21 protein-coding genes are annotated in these 19,022 nt (G+C 68.1%); 12 read left to right on the forward strand and 9 right to left on the reverse strand.

All coding sequences use genetic code 11. The features are described from left to right. Window positions 1-26: 26 nt before the first annotated feature. The 4 genes from uvrC to ACRDNQ_RS11460 are packed head-to-tail and all read left to right on the forward strand — an operon-like array spanning window position 27 to window position 3,356. Complete coding sequence (gene uvrC / locus ACRDNQ_RS11445; protein WP_431828775.1) at window positions 27-1,943, forward strand: excinuclease ABC subunit UvrC; 1,917 nt, start codon at window positions 27-29, stop codon at window positions 1,941-1,943. Between the two features lie 32 nt (window positions 1,944-1,975). Then, window positions 1,976-2,656: a CDP-diacylglycerol--glycerol-3-phosphate 3-phosphatidyltransferase gene (gene pgsA, locus ACRDNQ_RS11450; protein WP_431828776.1), complete on the forward strand. Its 681-nt coding sequence runs from the start codon at window positions 1,976-1,978 to the stop codon at window positions 2,654-2,656. Then, a complete protein-coding gene (gene moaD / locus ACRDNQ_RS11455) occupies window positions 2,653-2,901 on the forward strand; it encodes a molybdopterin converting factor subunit 1 (RefSeq protein ID WP_431828777.1) in 249 nt (82 codons plus the stop codon). Before pgsA ends, moaD begins: the two co-directional genes overlap by 4 nt. Next, window positions 2,901-3,356: a molybdenum cofactor biosynthesis protein MoaE gene (locus ACRDNQ_RS11460; RefSeq protein ID WP_431828778.1), complete on the forward strand. Its 456-nt coding sequence runs from the start codon at window positions 2,901-2,903 to the stop codon at window positions 3,354-3,356. The genes moaD and ACRDNQ_RS11460 overlap by 1 nt, the downstream gene beginning before the upstream one ends. Here the strand turns inward: ACRDNQ_RS11460 and ACRDNQ_RS11465 are convergent. Genes ACRDNQ_RS11465 through ubiA form a run of 3 tightly spaced genes read right to left on the reverse strand, consistent with a single transcriptional unit; the run spans window position 3,340 to window position 6,681 of the window. Further along, entirely contained in the window at window positions 3,340-3,669 is a 330-nt protein-coding gene (locus ACRDNQ_RS11465; RefSeq protein WP_431828779.1) for a hypothetical protein, read from the reverse strand. The two genes, ACRDNQ_RS11460 and ACRDNQ_RS11465, sit on opposite strands and share 17 nt — an antisense overlap. Continuing rightward, on the reverse strand, window positions 3,666-5,681 hold the full coding sequence (locus ACRDNQ_RS11470; protein ID WP_431828780.1) for an OmpA family protein: 2,016 nt from the start codon (window positions 5,679-5,681) through the stop codon (window positions 3,666-3,668). The genes ACRDNQ_RS11465 and ACRDNQ_RS11470 overlap by 4 nt, the downstream gene beginning before the upstream one ends. 37 nt (window positions 5,682-5,718) lie before the next feature. After that, complete coding sequence (gene ubiA / locus ACRDNQ_RS11475; protein WP_431828781.1) at window positions 5,719-6,681, reverse strand: 4-hydroxybenzoate octaprenyltransferase; 963 nt, start codon at window positions 6,679-6,681, stop codon at window positions 5,719-5,721. Window positions 6,682-6,693: 12 nt separating this feature from the next. Between ubiA and ACRDNQ_RS11480 the strand changes: the two genes are divergently transcribed. The 3 genes from ACRDNQ_RS11480 to ACRDNQ_RS11490 all read left to right on the forward strand — a co-directional run bounded on the left by ACRDNQ_RS11480 (window position 6,694) and on the right by ACRDNQ_RS11490 (window position 9,479). After that, the gene (locus ACRDNQ_RS11480) at window positions 6,694-7,425 is read left to right on the forward strand and encodes a 16S rRNA (uracil(1498)-N(3))-methyltransferase (RefSeq protein WP_431828782.1); all 732 of its coding nucleotides are present in this window, start codon (window positions 6,694-6,696) and stop codon (window positions 7,423-7,425) included. 109 nt (window positions 7,426-7,534) lie between these two features. Then, window positions 7,535-8,047 carry a hypothetical protein gene (locus ACRDNQ_RS11485; RefSeq protein WP_431828783.1) on the forward strand — a complete coding sequence of 171 codons (513 nt, stop codon included), beginning with the start codon at window positions 7,535-7,537 and terminating at the stop codon, window positions 8,045-8,047. A 61-nt stretch (window positions 8,048-8,108) separates the two neighbouring features. Continuing rightward, window positions 8,109-9,479, forward strand: coding sequence for a glutamate--cysteine ligase (locus ACRDNQ_RS11490; protein ID WP_431828784.1), 1,371 nt, complete (start codon window positions 8,109-8,111; stop codon window positions 9,477-9,479). An 89-nt stretch (window positions 9,480-9,568) separates the two neighbouring features. Here ACRDNQ_RS11490 and ACRDNQ_RS11495 read toward each other — a convergent pair whose 3' ends face one another. The 6 genes from ACRDNQ_RS11495 to ACRDNQ_RS11520 are packed head-to-tail and all read right to left on the reverse strand — an operon-like array spanning window position 9,569 to window position 13,501. Further along, the gene (locus ACRDNQ_RS11495) at window positions 9,569-9,835 is read right to left on the reverse strand and encodes a hypothetical protein (RefSeq protein ID WP_431828785.1); all 267 of its coding nucleotides are present in this window, start codon (window positions 9,833-9,835) and stop codon (window positions 9,569-9,571) included. Beyond that, window positions 9,832-10,263 (reverse strand): DUF805 domain-containing protein, encoded by a 432-nt coding sequence (locus tag ACRDNQ_RS11500; RefSeq protein ID WP_431828786.1) that lies wholly within the window; start codon window positions 10,261-10,263, stop codon window positions 9,832-9,834. The genes ACRDNQ_RS11495 and ACRDNQ_RS11500 overlap by 4 nt, the downstream gene beginning before the upstream one ends. A gap of 11 nt (window positions 10,264-10,274) precedes the next feature. Then, window positions 10,275-10,889 carry a glycerol-3-phosphate 1-O-acyltransferase PlsY gene (gene plsY / locus ACRDNQ_RS11505; protein WP_431828787.1) on the reverse strand — a complete coding sequence of 205 codons (615 nt, stop codon included), beginning with the start codon at window positions 10,887-10,889 and terminating at the stop codon, window positions 10,275-10,277. Beyond that, window positions 10,886-12,160: a dihydroorotase gene (pyrC, locus tag ACRDNQ_RS11510; protein WP_431829118.1), complete on the reverse strand. Its 1,275-nt coding sequence runs from the start codon at window positions 12,158-12,160 to the stop codon at window positions 10,886-10,888. The genes plsY and pyrC overlap by 4 nt, the downstream gene beginning before the upstream one ends. Window positions 12,161-12,168: 8 nt before the next feature. Continuing rightward, window positions 12,169-12,558: a hypothetical protein gene (locus ACRDNQ_RS11515; RefSeq protein WP_431828788.1), complete on the reverse strand. Its 390-nt coding sequence runs from the start codon at window positions 12,556-12,558 to the stop codon at window positions 12,169-12,171. Beyond that, window positions 12,551-13,501, reverse strand: a complete 951-nt coding sequence (locus ACRDNQ_RS11520; RefSeq protein ID WP_431828789.1) for an aspartate carbamoyltransferase catalytic subunit — start codon at window positions 13,499-13,501, stop codon at window positions 12,551-12,553. The genes ACRDNQ_RS11515 and ACRDNQ_RS11520 overlap by 8 nt, the downstream gene beginning before the upstream one ends. Window positions 13,502-13,766: 265 nt before the next feature. On the opposite strand from ACRDNQ_RS11520, the gene ACRDNQ_RS11525 reads away from it, so the two are divergent. The 5 genes from ACRDNQ_RS11525 to ACRDNQ_RS11545 all read left to right on the forward strand — a co-directional run bounded on the left by ACRDNQ_RS11525 (window position 13,767) and on the right by ACRDNQ_RS11545 (window position 19,020). After that, window positions 13,767-15,365 carry a GNAT family N-acetyltransferase gene (locus ACRDNQ_RS11525; RefSeq protein ID WP_431828790.1) on the forward strand — a complete coding sequence of 533 codons (1,599 nt, stop codon included), beginning with the start codon at window positions 13,767-13,769 and terminating at the stop codon, window positions 15,363-15,365. 120 nt (window positions 15,366-15,485) lie between these two features. Then, window positions 15,486-16,283 (forward strand): uracil-DNA glycosylase, encoded by a 798-nt coding sequence (locus tag ACRDNQ_RS11530; RefSeq protein ID WP_431828791.1) that lies wholly within the window; start codon window positions 15,486-15,488, stop codon window positions 16,281-16,283. Continuing rightward, on the forward strand, window positions 16,280-16,900 hold the full coding sequence (locus ACRDNQ_RS11535; protein ID WP_431828792.1) for a LysE family translocator: 621 nt from the start codon (window positions 16,280-16,282) through the stop codon (window positions 16,898-16,900). Before ACRDNQ_RS11530 ends, ACRDNQ_RS11535 begins: the two co-directional genes overlap by 4 nt. Continuing rightward, window positions 16,897-17,439 (forward strand): molybdenum cofactor biosynthesis protein B, encoded by a 543-nt coding sequence (moaB, locus tag ACRDNQ_RS11540; protein ID WP_431828793.1) that lies wholly within the window; start codon window positions 16,897-16,899, stop codon window positions 17,437-17,439. The genes ACRDNQ_RS11535 and moaB overlap by 4 nt, the downstream gene beginning before the upstream one ends. Before the next feature lie 87 nt (window positions 17,440-17,526). Beyond that, the gene (locus tag ACRDNQ_RS11545) at window positions 17,527-19,020 is read left to right on the forward strand and encodes an efflux RND transporter periplasmic adaptor subunit (protein ID WP_431828794.1); all 1,494 of its coding nucleotides are present in this window, start codon (window positions 17,527-17,529) and stop codon (window positions 19,018-19,020) included. Window positions 19,021-19,022: the final 2 nt, after the last annotated feature.

Below are 19,022 nucleotides of genomic sequence, written 5' to 3' on the forward strand. Positions count from 1 at the left end.
CAGAAGCGGGAATCAGACAGGCAGAAATGACTGCAGACCAAGACAACCCAAAGGAGAGCGAACGTCCTGCCGATACAACCGGGGGAAATGGCCGCGCCCCGGTCACTGGGCACGAGCGCATCCGTGCCTACCTGCGACGGCTCGAGGCCAGTCCCGGCGTGTACCGGATGCTCGATGCCAAGGGCGCGGTCCTTTACGTGGGCAAGGCGCGAAACCTGAAGGCCCGGGTCTCGAACTACGCGCGCCCCGCGGGCCACAGCCCCCGGATTGCGCGCATGATCGCGGAAACCGCGTCGATGATGTTCCTCACGACACGGACCGAAACCGAGGCGCTGCTGCTCGAGCAAAACCTGATCAAGCAGTTGAAGCCGCGCTACAACGTGCTGCTGCGAGACGACAAGTCGTTTCCGAACATCCTGGTTTCGAAGGCGCACGCGTTTCCCCAGATCAAGAAGCACCGTGGGCGCAAGTCCGAACCGGGCAGCTACTATGGCCCCTTTGCCAGCGCGGGCGCGGTCAACCGGACGCTGAACCAGCTTCAGAAGGTCTTTCTGCTGCGCAACTGCTCGGACGCGACCTTCGAAAGCCGCACGCGGCCCTGCCTGCTGTATCAGATCAAGCGCTGCAGCGCGCCCTGTGTCGGCTACATCGACAAGGCGGGCTATGCCGCCCTCGTCGCCGACGCCGAGGCGTTCCTGCAAGGCAAAAGCACCCGCATCCAGGGCGACCTCGCGCACCAGATGCAAGAGGCGTCCGAGGCGATGGAATTCGAACGCGCCGCCGCGCTGCGCGACCGCATCCGGGCCCTGACCCAGGTGCAGGCCACGCAGGGCATCAATCCGCGGGGCGTGGCCGAGGCCGACGTGATCGCGCTTCACATGGAAGGCGGGCAGGCCTGCGTTCAGGTCTTCTTCATCCGTGCCAACCAAAGCTGGGGCAACCGCGATTACTACCCGCGCACCGGGTCCGGGGCCGAGGCCGCCGAGGTGCTGCAGGCCTTCATCGGCCAGTTCTACGACGACCGCGACCCGCCCCGGCAACTCCTGCTGTCCGACGATATCGAGGATCGCGACCTCGTGGCCGAAGCGCTGTCGCAGAAAGCCGGGCGCAAGGTCGAGGTTCTGGTGCCGCAGAGGGGCGAGAAGCACGAGCTTGTCGCCAACGCCCTGCGCAACGCCCGCGAAAGCCTGGCCCGCCGTATGGCCGAGTCCGCGACCCAGACACGGCTGCTCGACGGTCTGGCCGAAGCCTTCGGCCTTGACGGTTCGCCGCGCCGGATCGAGGTCTTCGACAACTCGCACATCCAGGGCACCGACGCGGTCGGCGCGATGATCGTGGCTGGTCCCGACGGATTCCAGAAGGGCCAGTATCGCAAGTTCAACATCCGGGGCGAAGAACTGACCCCCGGCGACGACTTTGGCATGATGAAGGAGGTGCTGACGCGGCGCTTCAAGCGTCTTCTCAAGGAAGACCCCGACCGCGACAGCGATGCCTGGCCCGATCTTCTTCTGATCGACGGCGGGGCAGGGCAGGTGGGCGCCGTGCACGAGATCATGGTCGAACTGGGGGTCGAGGACATCGCCATGGTCGGCGTCGCCAAGGGCGTCGACCGCGATGCGGGGAAAGAGGAATTCCATCGCCCCGGTCAGCGCCCCTTCGCACTGCGCCACAACGACCCCGTGCTCTATTTCGTGCAGCGGATGCGCGACGAGGCGCACCGCTTCGCCATCGGCGCGCATCGCGCGAAGCGCGCCAAGGCCGTCGGCGCGACACCGCTTGACGAGGTGCCCGGCGTCGGCGCCGCGCGCAAGCGCGCGCTTCTGGCGCACTTCGGCAGCGCCAAGGCGGTAAGCCGGGCCAGCCTGAAGGACCTGACCGCGGTCGAGGGAATTTCCGACGCCATGGCCGAGGCCATCTACGACCACTTTCACGACAAGGGCTGACGTTTCCCGCGCGACGCGCTAGGACTTCGCCCATGATCTGGACCATACCGAACATCCTGACCGTCCTTCGCCTTCTGGCGGCGCCCGGCGTTGCGGTGATGTTCCTTTACTTCGCCCGTCCCTGGGCGGACTGGTTCGCGCTTGTGCTGTTCATTGGCGCCGCGCTGACCGACTGGATCGACGGCCGCCTGGCCCGGTCGTGGAAGCAGGAAACCAAGTTCGGCGCCATGCTCGACCCGATCGCCGACAAGGCGATGGTGGTGATCGCGCTGTGTGTCATCGTCGGCCTCAGCTCGTTCGGGCGCGAGGTGATGGACCCCTGGATCCTGCTGCCCGCCACCTTCATCCTTTTCCGCGAGGTCTTCGTCAGCGGCCTGCGCGAGTTTCTGGGCGACACCGCCGGCACGCTGAAGGTCACCAAGCTTGCCAAATGGAAGACCACGGCGCAGATGGTCGCGATCGCCGTTCTTTTCGCCAAGGGCGTGTTCGAACATCACGCGATGGTGGTCAGCTACGGCCTTGGTCCCGAGATGACCAAGGCCGTGCTGGCGGGCGAAGTCGCCGACGAGTTGGGGCTGGAACGCGCGCTGACGTGGACCTCGCTGACCTGGTGGGCCGGGGTGACGCTTCTGTGGGTCGCCGCCGTGCTGACGCTGCTGACCGGCCTTGACTACTTCCGAAAGGCGCTGCCTCACCTGAAGGAAGAACGATGATCGACGTTCTCTATTTCGCCTGGCTGCGCGAACGGATCGGCACCGGCCGCGAACGGATCGCGACCGAGGCCGCGACCGTGTCGGATCTCGTGGACGAGTTGCGCGCCATCGACGAGCGGCACGCCGCGGCCTTCGCGGACATGGCGTCGGTCCGGGTGGCGCTGGATCAGGATCTCGCAGATTTCGACGCCCCGCTCGATGGTGTGCGCGAAGTGGCCTTCTTCCCGCCGATGACGGGCGGCTGATGGGCGTCCGCGTCCAGTCCGCGCCCTTCGACATGGGCCGCGAGCTTGACGACTTCGTCACCGGCCGCAGGTCCGAGGGCGCGGTCGTCACCTTCTCGGGCCTCGTGCGTGACACCGGCGGGCTGAGCGCGATGGAGATCGAGCATTACCCCGGCATGACCGAACGCGCGATCGCTGGAATCGTGGCCGAGGCGACGCGCCGCTGGGACCTTGCCGATGCCCTTGTCATTCACCGCCACGGTCGCCTTCTGCCGGGCGAGGCCATCATGATGGTCGCCACGGCCGCGCGCCACCGCCGGGCCGCCTTCGAGGCGGCCGAGTTCCTGATGGATTATCTCAAGTCCCGCGCGCCGTTCTGGAAGAAAGAGTACCGCGGCGGCGACGCGACCTGGGTCGACGCGACGGACGACGACGAAGCGGCGCTGGGACGCTGGTCGATCAGGTCGTCTGACTGATCCGGTCTATGTGGGCGCGCAATTCCTCGGCCTCGTGCCGCGCCTCGCGCAGCCCGTCCATCGCGGCGCGCAGTTCGGCTTCGGTCTGGGCCAGCTGGTTGGTCATCTCGGCTTCGCGCTGCTGCAGGTAGGTGATCGCCTGGTCGCGCGTCTCTTCGGCTTCGTGCAGCGCCTGCGCCATCTTGTCGAGTTCGCTCAGATCCGCCTGGCTGACCCGCGACATGCGCGAGATCAGCCAGTGCGCGAACCAGCCGACCAGGAACGCCACGAACAGGATCGCGGCGGTCGCAAGGATGAATTCGTTGCGGTTCATTCCGTGGTCTCCGCCTCGCTGTCCGTATCGCTTTCCGTGTCCGTATCGGTGTCCGTGCCCTCGGCAACCGCCGCCTCGGCCGTGCCATCGCCGGCCCCTGCGTCTGTCTCTGCGTCGGCCCCTGTCCCTGCGTCCGGGTCGCCCGCGGCGCCTTCTCCTCCGGCCGCATTCCCGGCCACGGCCAGCGTGAACTCGATCCGCCGGTTGGCTTCCCGTCCGGCCTCGGTCTCGTTCGACTCGAGCGGCTTCTCTTCGCCATATCCCTTGGCCGTCAGGTTCGACGTCAGCACTCGCCGCGCCATGATCGCGTTCAGCACGGCGTCGGCCCGGGCCTGGCTGAGTTGCAGGTTCATCTCTTCGCGGCCCTGGCTGTCGGTATGTCCGCCGATCTCCATCCTGACCTGCTGGCATTCGCGAAGAAGCTCGGCCACCTTGTCGATCGTCTCCATCGCCTCGGCCTCGATCTCGGTCGAGCCGGGGGCGAAGGTGATCTTCCTGTCCGCAAGCGCCCGGTTGATCCGCGTCACGCATTCGTCGGGCGTGGGCAGGGCGGCAACCGGGTCAAGCGCGGGGTCATAGCTGATCTCAAGCCCGTAATCGGCGCCTTCGCCCAGCCGCTCGGACAGAAGCCGCGAGATCTCGGCCGGCGCCCCTTCGTCGCCGGTGATGCCGCGGATGCTCAGGAAATCGGGCTGCACGACAAGCACGCCGTTGTTGAGCAGCGACAGCGCCTCGAGACCCGAAAGCACGCGGATCGGCCAACCCTCGGGCAGGTTCTCGTCAAGCCGGGTCGCGGGGCTGACACTGGCGGTGCCGAAGCGCGCCTTGGCGAAGCTCTCCACCGCGTCGCGGGCGCGTTCATCGGTGATCCGGCCGCGCAGTTGCACAAGGCCTTCGGGCGATTTCGTGGCGACGAATTCGGGGATCGTCAGGCTGTCGCCGGTTCCGTCAATCTCGACGGGTTCGGGCAACACCGAATACAGCGCAAAGACATCGGGCAGGCGGTTCTCGAGCTCGCCCACCACCCGGTCGAAAACGTCCTGAGGGGTCGTGTCGGCGGCGACCAGCGTGATGTCGGCGTTCGACATCGTCACCGACCCGGCACCGATCTCCCTGAGCGCAAGGATCACCCGTTCGGCGGCCTCGGCCCAGCGCGTCGAAGGCACGCCAAGCCCGACCGTGCAAAGCGCCGTTCCTTCAAGCCCGGCCTCGCGTGCCGCCGCCACGATGCGGTTGCGCGCCTGATCGGTGTCGGCCGAACACGCGTCGAATCGCGGGCCGTCCTCGTCGATGATGAAGCGCAGCGTGAAGGGGGCGATCACCGGGCGTGGCGCCGACAGGTTGAGGTCAAGCCGCACGCCCTGCGGCGCAAGGCTGGCCAGCTGCGTCTCTGTGCGCCGCTTGACCTGCGTGCTTTCGGTCGTCGCCGTGATCGCCACCCGGTCGGCCGCGACCGAGATCTTCGAGCGCGGCAATTGCGCCAGCGCATCCATCGAATAGTCCACCGCCTGCCGCCAGCCCTGCGGCTGGGGGAAGTCGGCGGTCTCCATCAAGTCGGTGACGGTGCCGCCCCCCGCGATCTGGCCGGCGCGCTCGATCAGCGCGGCGCGGTCCATCGCCTCGGGGATAAGACCGAACAGGGCGATGCCGTCGTCGTTGCGCAGGATCTCGATCGAAAAGCGCGGTGGCTCGATCGGATCGGGATGGCTGACCGACATCTGATCGACGATGCGCGCGGCATCCACCGCGGTGCCCGCCACGGTCAGGGCGCGAAAGCGCGTCGCCTCGTCCGGGGCGGTGCCGCCAAGGCCCACGATCAGCCCGTCGACGGTGACGTCGACCCAGTCGTGACCATCGACCGTCAGCACGCGCTGCACGTCGGCCTGACTGGCCCGTTCGATCGCGGTCACGGCCGAGCCCGCCGCGATCAGGCAGACCACGCAGGCCGCGGCCATTGCCCCGGCAGCCGGGACATAGGACGACAGTCGAAGGGATTTGCGATAGCGCGCCATCGCCGCCGTTCTTATGACGCGTCCGTGCGGGGTGCAATCATACCGCGGCGGCAGCGGCAAGAAACAGCGCAGGGATCAGCCCGGCGTTTCGGTTCGACCGGAAGACCCTCAGGCAGACCTCGGAGTCGTCGATATCAAGGTGCCGGATTTGCGCGGCCATGTGCCAGCCGAAGGCCCATGCGCCCCCAAGGGCCAGCGCCATCGCAAGCGCATTGCCCCCCGGCACAAGTGCCGGAATCACCGCCACCGCCATCAGGCTGACCGTGGCGACAAGGAACCGGCGCATCCAGCGATAGGTGTCGGCGCCGAACAGCCGCGCGGTCGACCTGACGCCGATCAGGGCGTCGTCCTCGCGGTCCTGATGTGCATAGATCGTGTCGTAGAACAGCGTCCAGGCGATGCCCGACAGGTACAGGATCACAGCCGGCCAGCCCAGCGTTCCGGTGTGCGCCGTCCAGGCCAGAAGCGCCCCCCAGTTGAAGGCAAGCCCCAGGAAGACCTGTGGCCACCAGGTGAAGCGCTTGGCGAAGGGATAGACCGCCACCGGCACAAGCGACAGGATGCCCAGAAGGATGGCGTTCAGATTGAAGGTCAGCAGGATCGCGAAGGCCAGAAGGGCCTGCATCACCAGCCAGACCAGGGCCTGTCGCACGCTGACCTGACCCGAAGGGATGGGGCGTGACCGGGTCCGCGCCACGGCGCCGTCGATATCCCGGTCGGTGATGTCGTTCCAGGTGCACCCCGCCCCGCGCATGAGCACCGCCCCGATCGCGCAGCCCGTGAAGATCCACGCGTCGTGCCAGCCGAAGCGCCCGGTTGATGCCGAGGCAAGGAACAGACCCCACCAGCATGGCAGAAGCAGAAGCCAGGTCCCGATCGGCCGGTCGGCGCGGCTGAGCCGCAGGTAGGGGCGCAAGGGCGCGGGAGCCAGCGTGTCGACCCAATTGCCCTTGACCGCGTCGGCCACCTGTCCTTGAGGTGTATCGGTGGTCTTGGACATCGGGGGGCATCCATGGGTGAGGGGAAGATCCGGCTCTTTCTAGACCATGATTTCAGCCCGGGGCAAACCGTTCCCCTGAGACCGGATCAGGCCCATTACCTTTTCGCCGTGATGCGCCGCGGCGCGGGCGACGCGCTTCTTGTCTTCAACGGGCGCGACGGCGAATGGCTGGCCGAAGTGACCGAGGCGAGAAAGCGCGCCGGCGCCGTCACGGTGCAGGAGCGGACGCGCCCGCAGCTTGATCCGCCGGACCTCTGGCTTCTCTTCGCGCCGATCAAGAAGGCGCGCACCGACTTCATCGTCGAGAAGGCGGTGGAACTGGGTGTGGCGCGGATTCAGCCGGTGAGCACGCGCTTCACCAACGCCGAGCGCATCCGCCGCGACCGGCTTCAGGCCCATGCGGTCGAGGCGGCCGAGCAATGCGGCGCGACCTTCGTCCCCGAGGTGGCCGACCTTGCGCCGCTTGACCGTGTCCTGTCCGGCTGGCCCGCCGGGCGCCAGCTTGTCTTCTGCGACGAGGCCCGCGCGGGCGCCGCGACCGATCCGCGCGCGGTCCTGACCGGCGCCCCCGCCGCGGTTCTGATCGGCCCGGAAGGCGGCTTCTCCGACGACGAACGCGGCCGCCTGTCCGCGCTGCCCCAGGCGGTGTCGCTGGCGCTTGGCCCGCGCATCCTGCGCGCCGACACCGCCGCGGTCGCCGCCATCACGCTGTGGCAAAGCGCGGTCGGCGACTGGCGGAGATGAAGGGCGGAGTGCCCGGCGGATCGAAGCCGACCCCGCGCGGCGATCGGTGACAAGTCGTCGGGGTTTGCCTACAGTCCTTGCGATGGAAACGGCAGCGGCCCGCAGGCGGATGAGCTTCATCAGACCCGAACTGGCGCGAAAGCTGAACCGCTGGCGCGAGACGCTGGCCGGCCTGGCTGCGGCCGCGCTTGGCTTTCTGTGGTTCTCGACCGCGATGGGGCTTCTGTGGATCCTGGGGATCGTTCTGATGGTCGGGGGCGCGCTTCTGGCGGTGGCCGGCATCCAGTGCGCCCGCTTCCGCCGCGGCGGCGAGGGGCCGGGTCTTGTGCAGGTTCTGGAAGGGCAGGTCACTTATTTCGGCCCGCATGACGGCGGCACGGTTTCGGTGCAGGACCTCGTCTCGGTCGAGCTTGACCCCGGCGCCGAGACCCCGGCCTGGGTCGTCACCGGCACGCTGGGCGAAGCGTTGCGAATCCCGGTCGACGCGGTCGGGGCCGAGGCGCTGTTCGACGTGTTCTCGGGGCTGCCCGGCCTGCAGACCGAGGCGATGCTTCAGAAGCTTGAACGCAACCCCTCGCAGCGCGTGACGGTCTGGCAGCGCGGTCCCGTCCTCGTGCATTGACTTTCGCCCGTTTGGGCGACAGGTCAGGGGCAGGAACGATCAGGCGCGGAGCCGCACAGACATGTCCATCCCACAGTCAGGCGGCGGGCCGATCACGTCCCGCGACCAGTTGGCGGCCTATATCGAAAGCGGCTGCAAGCCGCGCGAGGACTGGCGGATCGGCACCGAGCACGAGAAGTTCGGCTATTGCAAGGACACGCTGCGTCCCCTGCCCTACGAGGGCGCGCGCTCGGTGAAGGCGGTGCTCGAGGGCCTGCGCGACGCCTATGGCTGGGACCCGATCCTCGAGGCCGGCCACATCATCGGCCTCCAGAAGGACGGCGCCAATGTCAGCCTTGAACCCGGGGGGCAACTTGAACTGTCTGGCGCGCCCCTGCGCACCATTCACGAGACCTGCGACGAAGTGAACGAACACCTGCGCGAGGTGAAATCCGTGGCCGACCGCATCGGCGTGGGCTTCATCGGCCTTGGTGCCGCGCCGCACTGGCGGCATGAGGACATGCCCGTTATGCCCAAGGGGCGCTATCGGCTGATGACCGACTACATGGATCGCGTCGGGTCGATGGGAAAGACGATGATGTACCGCACCTGCACGGTGCAGGTGAACCTCGACTTCTCGTCGGAAGCGGACATGGTGCAGAAGCTGCGCGTGGCGCTTGCGCTGCAGCCCGTTGCGACCGCGCTCTTCGCCAACTCGCCCTTCCTCGAGGGCAAGCTCAACGGTCACAAGTCGTGGCGCAGCCGAGTCTGGCGCGATCTCGATCCGGCGCGCACCGGGCTTCTGCCCTTCGTGTTCGAGGATGGCTTCGGCTTCGAACGCTGGGTCGACTACGCGCTCGATGTGCCGATGTACTTCGTCTATCGCGACGGGCGTTACATTGACGCGCTGGGCCAGTCTTTCCGGGATTTCCTCAAGGGCGAGTTGCCCGCACTGCCGGGCGAGGTCCCGACCCTGTCGGACTGGGCCGATCACCTGACCACCATCTTCCCCGAGGCGCGCGTCAAGAAATTCATCGAGATGCGCGGGGCCGATGGCGGCCCCTGGCGGCGGCTCTGCGCGCTGCCGGCGCTGTGGGTAGGGCTGATCTACGACCAGAGCGCCCTCGACGCGGCCTGGGACCTGGCGAAGGGCTGGACGCCCGAGTTTCGGCAGGAGCTGCGTGTCGCCGCGTCGGTCGACGCCCTCGCCGCGACCGTCAATGGCGTCAGCATGCGCGATCTCGCGCGCGAGGTCGTGGCAATTGCCGAGGCTGGCCTTAAGGCCCGCGCGATGCCGGGTGCGGGCGGGCTGGTGCCGGACGAGACGCATTTCCTCAATGCCCTGAAGGAAAGCGTGGAGACCGGGCAGACGCCCGCCGACGAACTGATTGCGCGCTTCGTGGGCGACTGGAACGGCGACGTCACGCGCGTCTTCGCGGAATACAGTTATTGACCTGAAGCGGGCGCGGGCGAGGGGGCTTTCTGCCCCCTCGCGCTCCCCCGAGGATATTTGCGGGTCGATGGACGCGCGAAGGCCGCGCCTCAGTCTGCCGTCACGCCAAGCACGAAGGCCACGACCTTGTCCTCGGCCATCTCGCACGGCTTCAGGATCGCCGCGCCGTCGGACAGGCGGTAGAGGTTGAGACTGATATAGTCCGCGCCGCCCAGTTCCTCGGCCACGAGTTTCTGGCTGCGCCCCGAGGAATAGGTGCTTTTCGTCACGCGGTAGCGGCGGCCGCCGTAGGTGCCGCCGTAGCCACCGATGGGCAGGGCGTCGAAGGCCGCGAGAAAGGCGGGGTCGACGCTCACCGACCGGACGGCGGTATCGACGAGCGGGCGAACGCGTCGCCGCCGAAGTCGCCTGATCCGGGGCGGAGCGGGTCGGGGCCAAAGCGGTTCGGGCCGTCCGTGCCCTTGGTCACGTAGAAGTAGAGCAGCACGAGGAACCCGATCACGGGGATGAGCCCAAGCAGCAGCCACCAGGCCGACATGTCGCGGTCATGCAGCCTGCGGCCGGCGACGCAGATCGACGGAAGAAGGATGGCCAGGCTGAAGAGCCCGGCGAGCAGGCCAGGGCTGTCCGGGCCGGCCCCGAAGAGCGCGCTGTCGATGCCGCCGAGGATGACCTGGCCGATGACGACGAAGAGGAACCACCACCAGTATTCAGACCGCGATGCGCGGCCCGAAATGGTGACGTATTTGCTGAAGACCGATCGTATCGCGTCCTGAAATCCCATGTGAGCGTTCCCTATGTCTTTTTGCCGATCCGCGGTTCGGTGCCGTCGAGAATACGACGGATGTTCGCCGCATGGCGGATGTAAATCAACACTGTCAGTCCGACGAGCAGCGCGATGGTCTGCGGGTCGCCCAGAAGCCAGGCCCAGACCGGAGAAAGCGCGGCCGCGGCCAGCCCCCCGACCGACGAGATGCGCGACAGCGCCGCCGCGGCAAGCCAGGTCGCGCAGGCCGCCAGTCCGATCGCGGGGTTCAGGGCAAGCACCGTGCCGATGAACGTCGCCACGCCCTTTCCGCCCCGAAACCCCAGCCAGACCGGGAAGAGATGGCCGAGGAAGGCGAAGCCGCCCGCGACCTGGGCCGCGTCCTCGCCCAGGGAAGCGCGCGCGATCAGCACCGCGACCCCGCCCTTCGCCGCGTCGAGAGCGAAGGTCAGGAAGGCGGCCAGCCTGTTGCCGGTGCGCAGGACGTTCGTCGCGCCGATATTGCCCGACCCGATCTGGCGGACATCGCCCAGCCCCATCGCCCGGGTGACGACGACGCCGAAGGGAATGCTGCCCAGCAGATACCCGAAAAGGGCCACGGCGATCAGCGCCAGCGGCGGGGACGTCAGGTCGGGGACGATCATGCGGCCGCTCCGAAGACCTGCCGCCCGCCCACGAAGGTGGCGATGACGCGGCCTTGCATCCGCGCCCCGTCGAAGGGCGTGTTCTTCGACTTCGACTGCAGGGTGGTGCGGTCGAGGATGTAGGGCACGTCCGGGTCGAACACGATCAGGTCCGCCGGCGCGCCCCTGCGCAACCGTCCGCCGTCAAGACCAAGGCGCCGCGCGGGGTTCAGCGTCATCGCGCGGAAAAGGCGCGGCAGGCCGATCTGGCCGGCGTGCCAGAGCCTGAGCGCGGCGGGCAGCAGCGTCTCGAGCGCCACCGCGCCCGAGGCGGCCTCTTCGAAGGGCAGGCGCTTCGATTCCTCGTCTTGCGGCGTGTGCATGGACGAGATGATGTCGATCAGGCCACTCGCCACCGCCTCGACCACCGCCAGCCGGTCGTCCTCGGCGCGCAGCGGCGGCTTCACCTTGAAGAAGGTGCGATAGTCGCCGACGTCGATCTCGTTCAGCGTCAGGTGGTGGATCGACACCCCCGCCGTGATGTCGAGGCCCTTGTCATGGGCGCGTTCCAGGCGGGGCAGGGCGCGCGCGGTGGTGATCTGGTCGGCGTGGTACTTCGCGCCCGTCATCTCGACCAGCGCCAGGTCGCGGTCAAGCGCCATGCGTTCGGCCATGGGCGAGACGCCGGGAAGACCCTTGAGCGAGGCGAACTTCCCGCTGGTCGCCGCCGCGCCGGCCGAAAGCCCGGGGTCCTGGGGATGGGCGATCACCAGCGCGCCAAGCGCGCCGGCATATGTCAGGCAGCGCGACAGGACCTTGGTGCTTTCGACGACGGCGTCGCAGTCGGTGAAGGCGACCGCCCCCGCGTCCCGGAGAAACGAGATCTCGACCATCTCGCGGCCCTGCCGGCCCTTCGTCAGCGCCGCCATCGGCAGCACGCGCACGGCCGCCGCGTCGTTCGCGCGGCGCATCACGAACTCCAGCGTCTCGGGCGTGTCGATGGCGGGCGTCGTGTCGGGCCGCGTCACCATGGTGGTGACACCGCCCGCCGCCGCAGCGCGCCCCGCCGAGCGGAAGGATTCCTTGTGCCGCTCGCCCGGTTCCGAAACCTTCACCCCGATGTCCACGATCCCCGGCGCAAGGCATTTGCCGCCGCAGTCGAAGACCGTGAAGTCGCCGGTGGGCGCCGCGCCGGTTTCGACCCCGGCGATCACGCCGTTCTCGACCAGGAGGTGGCCGCGCGCTTCGTCCTCGGCCTCGGGATCGATCAGGCGCGCGTTCAGGAAGGCCATGCGTCCGCTCACCGGAGTTCCCCCTTGATCCGGGCCGCGACGCCCTTCGGGTCGGCCAGGTACTTGATCAGGTGCTTGTCGCCGCCGCGCGTCACGACCTGCGCCGCGCTGCCCAGTGCGCGCACCGTCTCGATCTGGGTCAGGGGCACCGTGCGCCCGGGCCCGTTCAGCGCGGCGTCGGTAAGCTCCCAGACGACCGCCAGCTCGTCCGAGGCAAGGTAGGCCCCCCGCACCGCGATGGCGAGCGGCGCGGCCACGAAAGCCACCCAGACGTCGGTATTGCCCACCGCCCAGAGAAGGGCCGCCATGGCCGCCGAGGCCGCCACGGCCATGATGGCATGGTCGCGCAGATAGATGCGCCGGTCGGGGCCGAAGCGGGCGCGCACGCGATCAGGCATAGATCGCCCCCGGGCGTGCTTCGCGATTGCGCATCAGAAGATCCATCGCGGCCATGCGCACCGCCACGCCCATTTCGACCTGGTCCTGGATGACCGAGCGGTTGATGTCGTCGGCCAGCGTCCCGTCGATCTCGACCCCCCGGTTCATCGGGCCGGGGTGCATCACGATGGCGTCGGGTTTGGCATGGGCGAGCTTCTCGGCGTCAAGGCCGTAGCGGTGGTAGTATTCGCGTTCCGACGGGATGAAGGCGCCGTCCATGCGTTCCTTCTGAAGCCGCAGCATCATCACGACGTCGACGTCCCGCAACCCTTCGGACATGTCGTCGAACACCTCGACGCCCCAGTCCTGCGCGCCCGACGGCATCAGGGTGGGCGGGCCGACCAGCCGCACCCGGTTTTCCATCCGCCCCAGCAGAAGAATGTTCGACCGCGCCACGCGGGAATGGGCGATGTCGCCGCAGATCGCGATCGACAGCCGGTGCAGCCGCCCCTTCGAGCGGCGGATCGTCAGCGCGTCGAGCAGCGCCTGGGTCGGGTGTTCATGGCGCCCGTCGCCGGCGTTGAGAACGGCGCAGTTGACCTTCTGCGCCAGAAGCGCCACCGCGCCCGAGTGCGGATGCCGCACCACCAGAAGATCGGGCCGCATCGCGTTCAGCGTCAGCGCGGTGTCGATCAGGGTTTCGCCCTTCTTCACCGAACTGGCTTGCACGCCCATGTTCATCACGTCCGCGCCCAGACGTTTGCCGGCGATCTCGAACGACGCCTGCGTGCGGGTCGAGGCCTCGAAGAACATGTTGATCTGGGTGCGGCCCCCCAGCCTGTCGGAGTGCTTCACCGGCCCGCGGTTGAAGTCGACGTACTGGTCCGCAAGGTCGAGGATTTCCTGAATCTCGTCCTGGCCCAGCCCCTCGATCCCAAGAAGATGCGTCGCGCGGAAGGTCATGGCAGAGATCCCCGATTGCAGCCGCTTATAGGAAGGGCGCAGGGGGGCGACAAGCATTTCCCGTCACCCGGGACGGCGCTGACCTCGTGCCGGACATGACTGTGGCCCGGAAGGATCTCGGGTCGATCTCGCCCTCGCCCTGCCGCCTGATGCCCGTGTCCCGCAGTGATGCGGCCCTCTGACGACAGAAAACCGGGAATTCTCGGCAGAGTTTGCTATACTCGGTGCCGTACCCCGCGATCATTGCCGCGTGGAGAGTGTATTGGTGCATGTCGATTTGATCGAAGGACGACAGGCGATCGCCGCACTGAGGGAGGCATGGCTCGCAGTCTATCGCGCCGATCCCGAGGCGAACTATTTCCTGTCGTTCGACTGGCTGTTCGGCTCGCCGCGCGGGGCCGGTCAAGGTAGCTTCGTGCTGGCGGCGCGATCCGCGAAGGATGATGCCGGTTACGACGCCTTTCTCCCGATCCGCCTCAACACCGAACGCGACAACGGGCTTTTTCATAACGAGCTGAATCTCTGCGGGAACTTCACGTCGGACTACACCGGTTTCATCTGCCGGCCCGAAGCCGAGGACGAGGCCATTCCCGCCTTCGCGGCAATGCTGGGACGACTGCGCTGGAGACGCCTGCGGCTTCTCAACTTCGCGGCGTCCGACCGGCGCACGCGCCTGTTCCTGCAGCGCTTCTCGTCCGAAGTCGTGGACCTCAAGCATCTGAGCACGCGCAATCCTGACGGCACCGAGAACGGCGTCTGTCCCTACGCCACGCTTTCCGCCGATTGGGACGACTTCCTCGCCCGGAAGGTCAGTTCGAACACACGGCAGAAGATCCGGCGCTTCCTGCGTCAGGTCGAAGGGTCCGACAGCTTCCGTTTCACGCACACCACGGACGAGACGTTCGAGCGCGACCTCGACATCCTGATCCGTCTGTGGACGGAAAGATGGGCGCAGAACAAGGGGCAGCGCCTCGGCGCGATCCAGAAAAGCCTGCGGCGCATGCTTGCGCACGCGCAGGAGACCGGGACGCTCTTCATGCCGATGCTCTGGCACGAAGACCGCCCGCTCTGCACGCTGGGCATTCTGGTCGACGAGGAGAAGAAGGCCTACAATTTCTACATCGGCGCACGGGACGAGGCGTTCAAGGGTCCGCCCACGGGGCTTGTCCTGCATTCCTATGCCATTCGACATGCGATTTCCCGGGGCATCGGAAGATACGACTTCCTGCGCGGCAACGAGCCCTACAAGTACACCTTCTGCTCTGACGAAGGCCGGATCCGGTCGCTTCTGATCAGCACCAAGAGCGGCGGAAATCTTGGCGGAACCCTCGACAGGCGCTGCCTGCACTACGTGAGGCGTCGCGCGGCCGAATTCCACTGCGGCGGAGACAGCGCCGCGGCCATGAGCGCCTATGAACAGGTCCTTCAGGCCGACCCGAGCGACATGAGCGCGCGATACATGCAGGGGATCGTGGCCGCCAGAATGGGCGACACCGCGTCGTCCTGCCGCGCCTTCGCAGCCTGTCTCGAGCGCAAACCCGCGTCGCTGAAGACATGGGTTCGTCTCGGACGCGCGCTCGTGCGCGAGTACAGGACCTGGAACGAGGTGTCCGAGGCCTATGCGCCGCTGCTTCGCAGGGTTCCCGACCAGCGCAAGCTTCCGTCGCTTGTCGGACGCGTCCTGATCCGGCTTGGCCAGGTCGATTTCGCGGTGAGTGTCCTGCAGGCCGCCGCACGACGGCTGCCGGACGAGGCCGCGGTCCGGTCCGCGCTTGCCGAGGCTACGCAGGTCGGATCGCACGACCTGCCCCCGCCGACAAGGCGATCCACGCGGGCCGAGCGTCAGCCGCAGCACCTGAACTGAGGCCGCCCCGCCCGTCGGGGATCAGGGCTGCGCCGGGATCCCTGTCGGTCGAAGGGCGTAACCTGTCGGGCCTGCATGCTCGATTGCGCTCGATCCCCCCGCATCCTAGGTTTGCCGCCGATGGAGACTCACTCGGCGCTCGCCCTTCTGGAATGGCAGATTGAACTCGGCGCGGACGAGGCCATCGGGGACGTGCCCGTCAACCGGCTTGACCTGCCCGAAGCGATGTCGCCGCCGCGGACGATGCCCCCGCAGTCCGCGCTCGAAGGATCGGCGGTGGACTCCCTTGGGCACGTCGCCCCGTCCGAGGCCGATCCGGTCGCCGAGGCGCGGGCGATGGCGGCCGCCGCCCCCGACCTTGCCGCCCTGCGCGAGGCGCTGACCGCCTATGACCGGTGCGACCTTAAGCGTGGTGCGCGCAACCTTGTCTTTGCCGACGGCAATCCGGCGGCGCGGGTGATGATCGTGGGCGAGGCGCCGGGCCGCGACGAGGACCTGCAGGGCCTGCCCTTCGTGGGCCGGGCAGGGCAGCTTCTTGACCAGATGTTCGCGGCCATCGGTCTTGACCGGGCAAGCCCGGACGCCGAACGCGCGATTTACATCACCAACATGCTGCCCTGGCGCCCGCCGCAGAACCGCGACCCGACCCCCGAGGAAATCGCGATGATGATGCCCTTCGTGCGCCGGCATGTCGAACTGGCCGATCCCGACGTGATCGTCGCGATGGGCAACCACGCCTGCCAGGGTCTTCTCGGCCGGCGCGGGATCACCCGGCTGCGTGGCGCGTGGGACACGGCGCTGGGAAAGCCCGTGCTGCCGATGTTCCACCCGGCCTATCTGCTGCGCACCCCCCATGCCAAGCGCGAGGCCTGGGCCGACCTTCTGATGCTTCAGGCCAGACTGAGAGAGGCGCGATGATCGATCCCGTGCTGTTCCTCGCCTTCGTGCCGGTGGCGCTTGCGCTGAACCTGACGCCCGGCGCGGACATGATGTTTTGCTTCGCGCAGGGCATGAAGGGCGGGCCGCGGCCCGCGATCGCCGCTTCGGCCGGGATCTCGACCGGATCGATGATCCACGTCCTTCTGGCAGGCCTTGGTCTTGGCGCATTGATCGCCGCCTTTCCCTGGGTCTTCGGTGCGATCCGGTGGATCGGCGCGGCCTATCTCGCCTGGCTCGCGTGGAAGACCTTGCGCACGCCGCTGGCTCTGGCTTCGGCGCCGCCCGCCCGCCCGGCGCGGGCCTTCCGCGACGGGCTGATCGTCAATCTTTCAAACCCCAAGGTGATCCTGTTCATTCTTGCCCTGCTGCCGCAGTTCATCGACCCCGCGCGGCCCGTCCTGCCGCAGTTCCTCGCCTGTGGCGCGGTGATCGCCACCGGCGGCTTCGTCGTGAACGCTCTTGTCGGCACGTTTTCGGGCGGGCTGGGCCGCAGGCTTCTTCGCAATCCACGGGCCGAGCGGGGCCTGCGGCTGACCACAGCCGGGCTTTTCGCGGCGCTTGCCGCCCGCGTCGGATGGGAGGCTGCCCGCGCATGAGCCGCATCGACGAGACAAAGGACTTCATCCCCGTCCGCTTCGCCGTGCTCACGGTCAGCGACACCCGCACGATCGGGGACGACAAGTCCGGCCAGACGCTGGCCGACCGTATCGCCGAGGCGGGTCACATCCTTGCCGCGCGCGCCATCCTGCCCGACGAGCGGGGCGAAATCGCCGACCAGCTGCGCGCCTGGGCAGACGATCCCGCGATCGACGTCGTGCTGACCACGGGCGGCACCGGCCTGACCGGGCGGGACGTGACCGTGGAAGCCCACCGTGACGTGTACGAGAAGGAAATCGAGGCCTTCGGCACCGTCTTCACCATCGTCTCGATGCAGAAGATCGGTACTTCGGCGGTGCAGTCGCGCGCCTGCGGCGGGGTCGCGAACGGCACCTACCTTTTCGCGCTTCCCGGCAGCCCGGGCGCCTGCCGCGACGCCTGGGACGAAATCCTTGTCTGGCAGTTCGACTATCGTCACCGCCCCTGCAATTTCGTCGAGATTCTTCCCCGCCTTGACGAACACCGGCGACGGAAATGACCGCCCCGCGCGTAACGGAGTTGTGCTTGGTGCCTCCAGCCCTCGCCATTACCTTTGCTGCTGCGGTTTGACCGAGGACAACGGCGGATGCGATTTCTCGGCCGGTCGCTGACCGGCGTCTTTCTTCTGGCCCTCACCGTCGGGCTGCTTGCCTTGGCGGGCAGCAGCGTCTGGCGTGCGCTTGAAGCGCGCTGGGCCCAGGACCCCGGGGCAGTCCCGGCGCGCGAACGTGTCTTTGCCGTCAACGTGGTCGAGGTCCGACCCGAAACCGTCACCCCGGTGATCGAGGTCTTCGGCGAGGTGCAAAGCCGCCGGCGGCTCGAGCTGCGGGCGGCTGCCGGGGGCGAGGTCATCCAACTGTCGGACCGCTTCGAGGATGGCGGCGCGGTGCGCGCGGGCGACCTTCTCTTGCGCATCGACCCGTTCTCGGCCCGGTCCGCCCGCGATGTGGCCAACGTCGACCTGCGCGAGGCCGAGGCCGATCTTGCCGACGCCCGCCGCGCGCTCGAGCTTGCGCGCGACGCACTGGCCGCCACCGGGGAACAGGCGGTGCTGCGCGAGCGCGCGCTTGAACGTCAGCGCGATCTTCTGGGCCGCGCAGTCGGCACCGACGCCGCCGTCGAAACCGCCGAACTCGCCGCCTCGGCCGCGCGTCAGGCGGTTCTTGCGGCGCGCCAGGGGCTGGCGCAGGCGGAAGCGCGCATCGAGCAGGCCGAAACCACTGTGGATCGCCGCCGCATCGCGCTGGCCGAGGCCGAGCGGCGCCTGGCAGAAACCGAGGTCTTCGCGGCCTTCGACGGCATCCTGAACGATGTCAGCCTGGTCGAGGGACGACTGGTCAATGCGAACGAGCGGTTGGGCGAACTGGTCGATCCGACCGCGCTCGAGGTCGCGTTCCGCGTCTCGACGGCGCAATATGCCCGCCTTTCCGGCCCGGACGGGCAGGTGGCGGGGTTGCCGGTGACCGTGGCGCTTGACGTGCTGGGACTTGACCTGACCGTGGCCGGCAGGGTCACCCGCGAAAGCGCCGCTGCGGGCGATGGCCAGACCGGGCGGCTGCTATACGCAACGCTCGATCCCGCGCCGGGGTTCCGGCCGGGCGACTTCGTCTCGGTCATCGTGGCCGAGCCACCGCTTGACAGCGTGGCCGTGCTGCCGGCCTCGGCCGTGTCGGCGGCGGGCGAGGCGCTGGTCGTGGGCCCCGACGACCGGCTCGAGGCCGTTCCGGTCGCGATTTTGCGCCGACAGGGCGACACGGTTCTTGTGCCCGCCAGGGGCCTTGCCGGAGACCTTGCCGGCGCGCGCGTCGTCGCCGAACGCACTCCGCTTCTGGGGGCGGGCATACGCGTGCGCGTCTTCGATCCCGCCGGTTCGGGTGAACAGGCCTCTGCCGCGCGCCCCGCGGCGTCGCCCGACGAGATGCTCGAACTCGATCCCGACCGCCGCGCCCGCCTTGTCGCCTTCGTCGAGGCCAGCGTCGCGATGCCGGCCGAGGCCAAGGCCCGCATCCTCGACCAGCTTGCGCAGGACCGCGTCCCGGCCGAGATGGTGGCGCGGATCGAATCCCGGATGGGGGGCTAGGC

Source organism: Saliniferula longa (assembly GCF_050789285.1).
GTDB lineage: Bacteria > Pseudomonadota > Alphaproteobacteria > Rhodobacterales > Rhodobacteraceae > CAVPWP01.

Coding starts and splice junctions, on each gene's coding strand:
- ACRDNQ_RS11545 (WP_431828794.1), top strand. CDS start 17,527: ATGCGATTTCTCGGCCGGTCGCTGACCGGCGTCTTTCTTCTGGCCCTC.
- ACRDNQ_RS11490 (WP_431828784.1), top strand. CDS start 8,109: ATGTCCATCCCACAGTCAGGCGGCGGGCCGATCACGTCCCGCGACCAG.
- ACRDNQ_RS11465 (WP_431828779.1), bottom strand. CDS start 3,669: ATGAACCGCAACGAATTCATCCTTGCGACCGCCGCGATCCTGTTCGTG.
- pgsA (WP_431828776.1), top strand. CDS start 1,976: ATGATCTGGACCATACCGAACATCCTGACCGTCCTTCGCCTTCTGGCG.
- plsY (WP_431828787.1), bottom strand. CDS start 10,889: ATGATCGTCCCCGACCTGACGTCCCCGCCGCTGGCGCTGATCGCCGTG.
- ACRDNQ_RS11515 (WP_431828788.1), bottom strand. CDS start 12,558: ATGCCTGATCGCGTGCGCGCCCGCTTCGGCCCCGACCGGCGCATCTAT.
- ACRDNQ_RS11480 (WP_431828782.1), top strand. CDS start 6,694: ATGGGTGAGGGGAAGATCCGGCTCTTTCTAGACCATGATTTCAGCCCG.
- ACRDNQ_RS11460 (WP_431828778.1), top strand. CDS start 2,901: ATGGGCGTCCGCGTCCAGTCCGCGCCCTTCGACATGGGCCGCGAGCTT.
- ACRDNQ_RS11535 (WP_431828792.1), top strand. CDS start 16,280: ATGATCGATCCCGTGCTGTTCCTCGCCTTCGTGCCGGTGGCGCTTGCG.
- ACRDNQ_RS11520 (WP_431828789.1), bottom strand. CDS start 13,501: ATGACCTTCCGCGCGACGCATCTTCTTGGGATCGAGGGGCTGGGCCAG.
- pyrC (WP_431829118.1), bottom strand. CDS start 12,160: ATGGCCTTCCTGAACGCGCGCCTGATCGATCCCGAGGCCGAGGACGAA.
- ubiA (WP_431828781.1), bottom strand. CDS start 6,681: ATGTCCAAGACCACCGATACACCTCAAGGACAGGTGGCCGACGCGGTC.
- ACRDNQ_RS11530 (WP_431828791.1), top strand. CDS start 15,486: ATGGAGACTCACTCGGCGCTCGCCCTTCTGGAATGGCAGATTGAACTC.
- ACRDNQ_RS11470 (WP_431828780.1), bottom strand. CDS start 5,681: ATGGCGCGCTATCGCAAATCCCTTCGACTGTCGTCCTATGTCCCGGCT.
- ACRDNQ_RS11500 (WP_431828786.1), bottom strand. CDS start 10,263: ATGGGATTTCAGGACGCGATACGATCGGTCTTCAGCAAATACGTCACC.
- uvrC (WP_431828775.1), top strand. CDS start 27: ATGACTGCAGACCAAGACAACCCAAAGGAGAGCGAACGTCCTGCCGAT.
- ACRDNQ_RS11485 (WP_431828783.1), top strand. CDS start 7,535: ATGAGCTTCATCAGACCCGAACTGGCGCGAAAGCTGAACCGCTGGCGC.
- moaD (WP_431828777.1), top strand. CDS start 2,653: ATGATCGACGTTCTCTATTTCGCCTGGCTGCGCGAACGGATCGGCACC.
- moaB (WP_431828793.1), top strand. CDS start 16,897: ATGAGCCGCATCGACGAGACAAAGGACTTCATCCCCGTCCGCTTCGCC.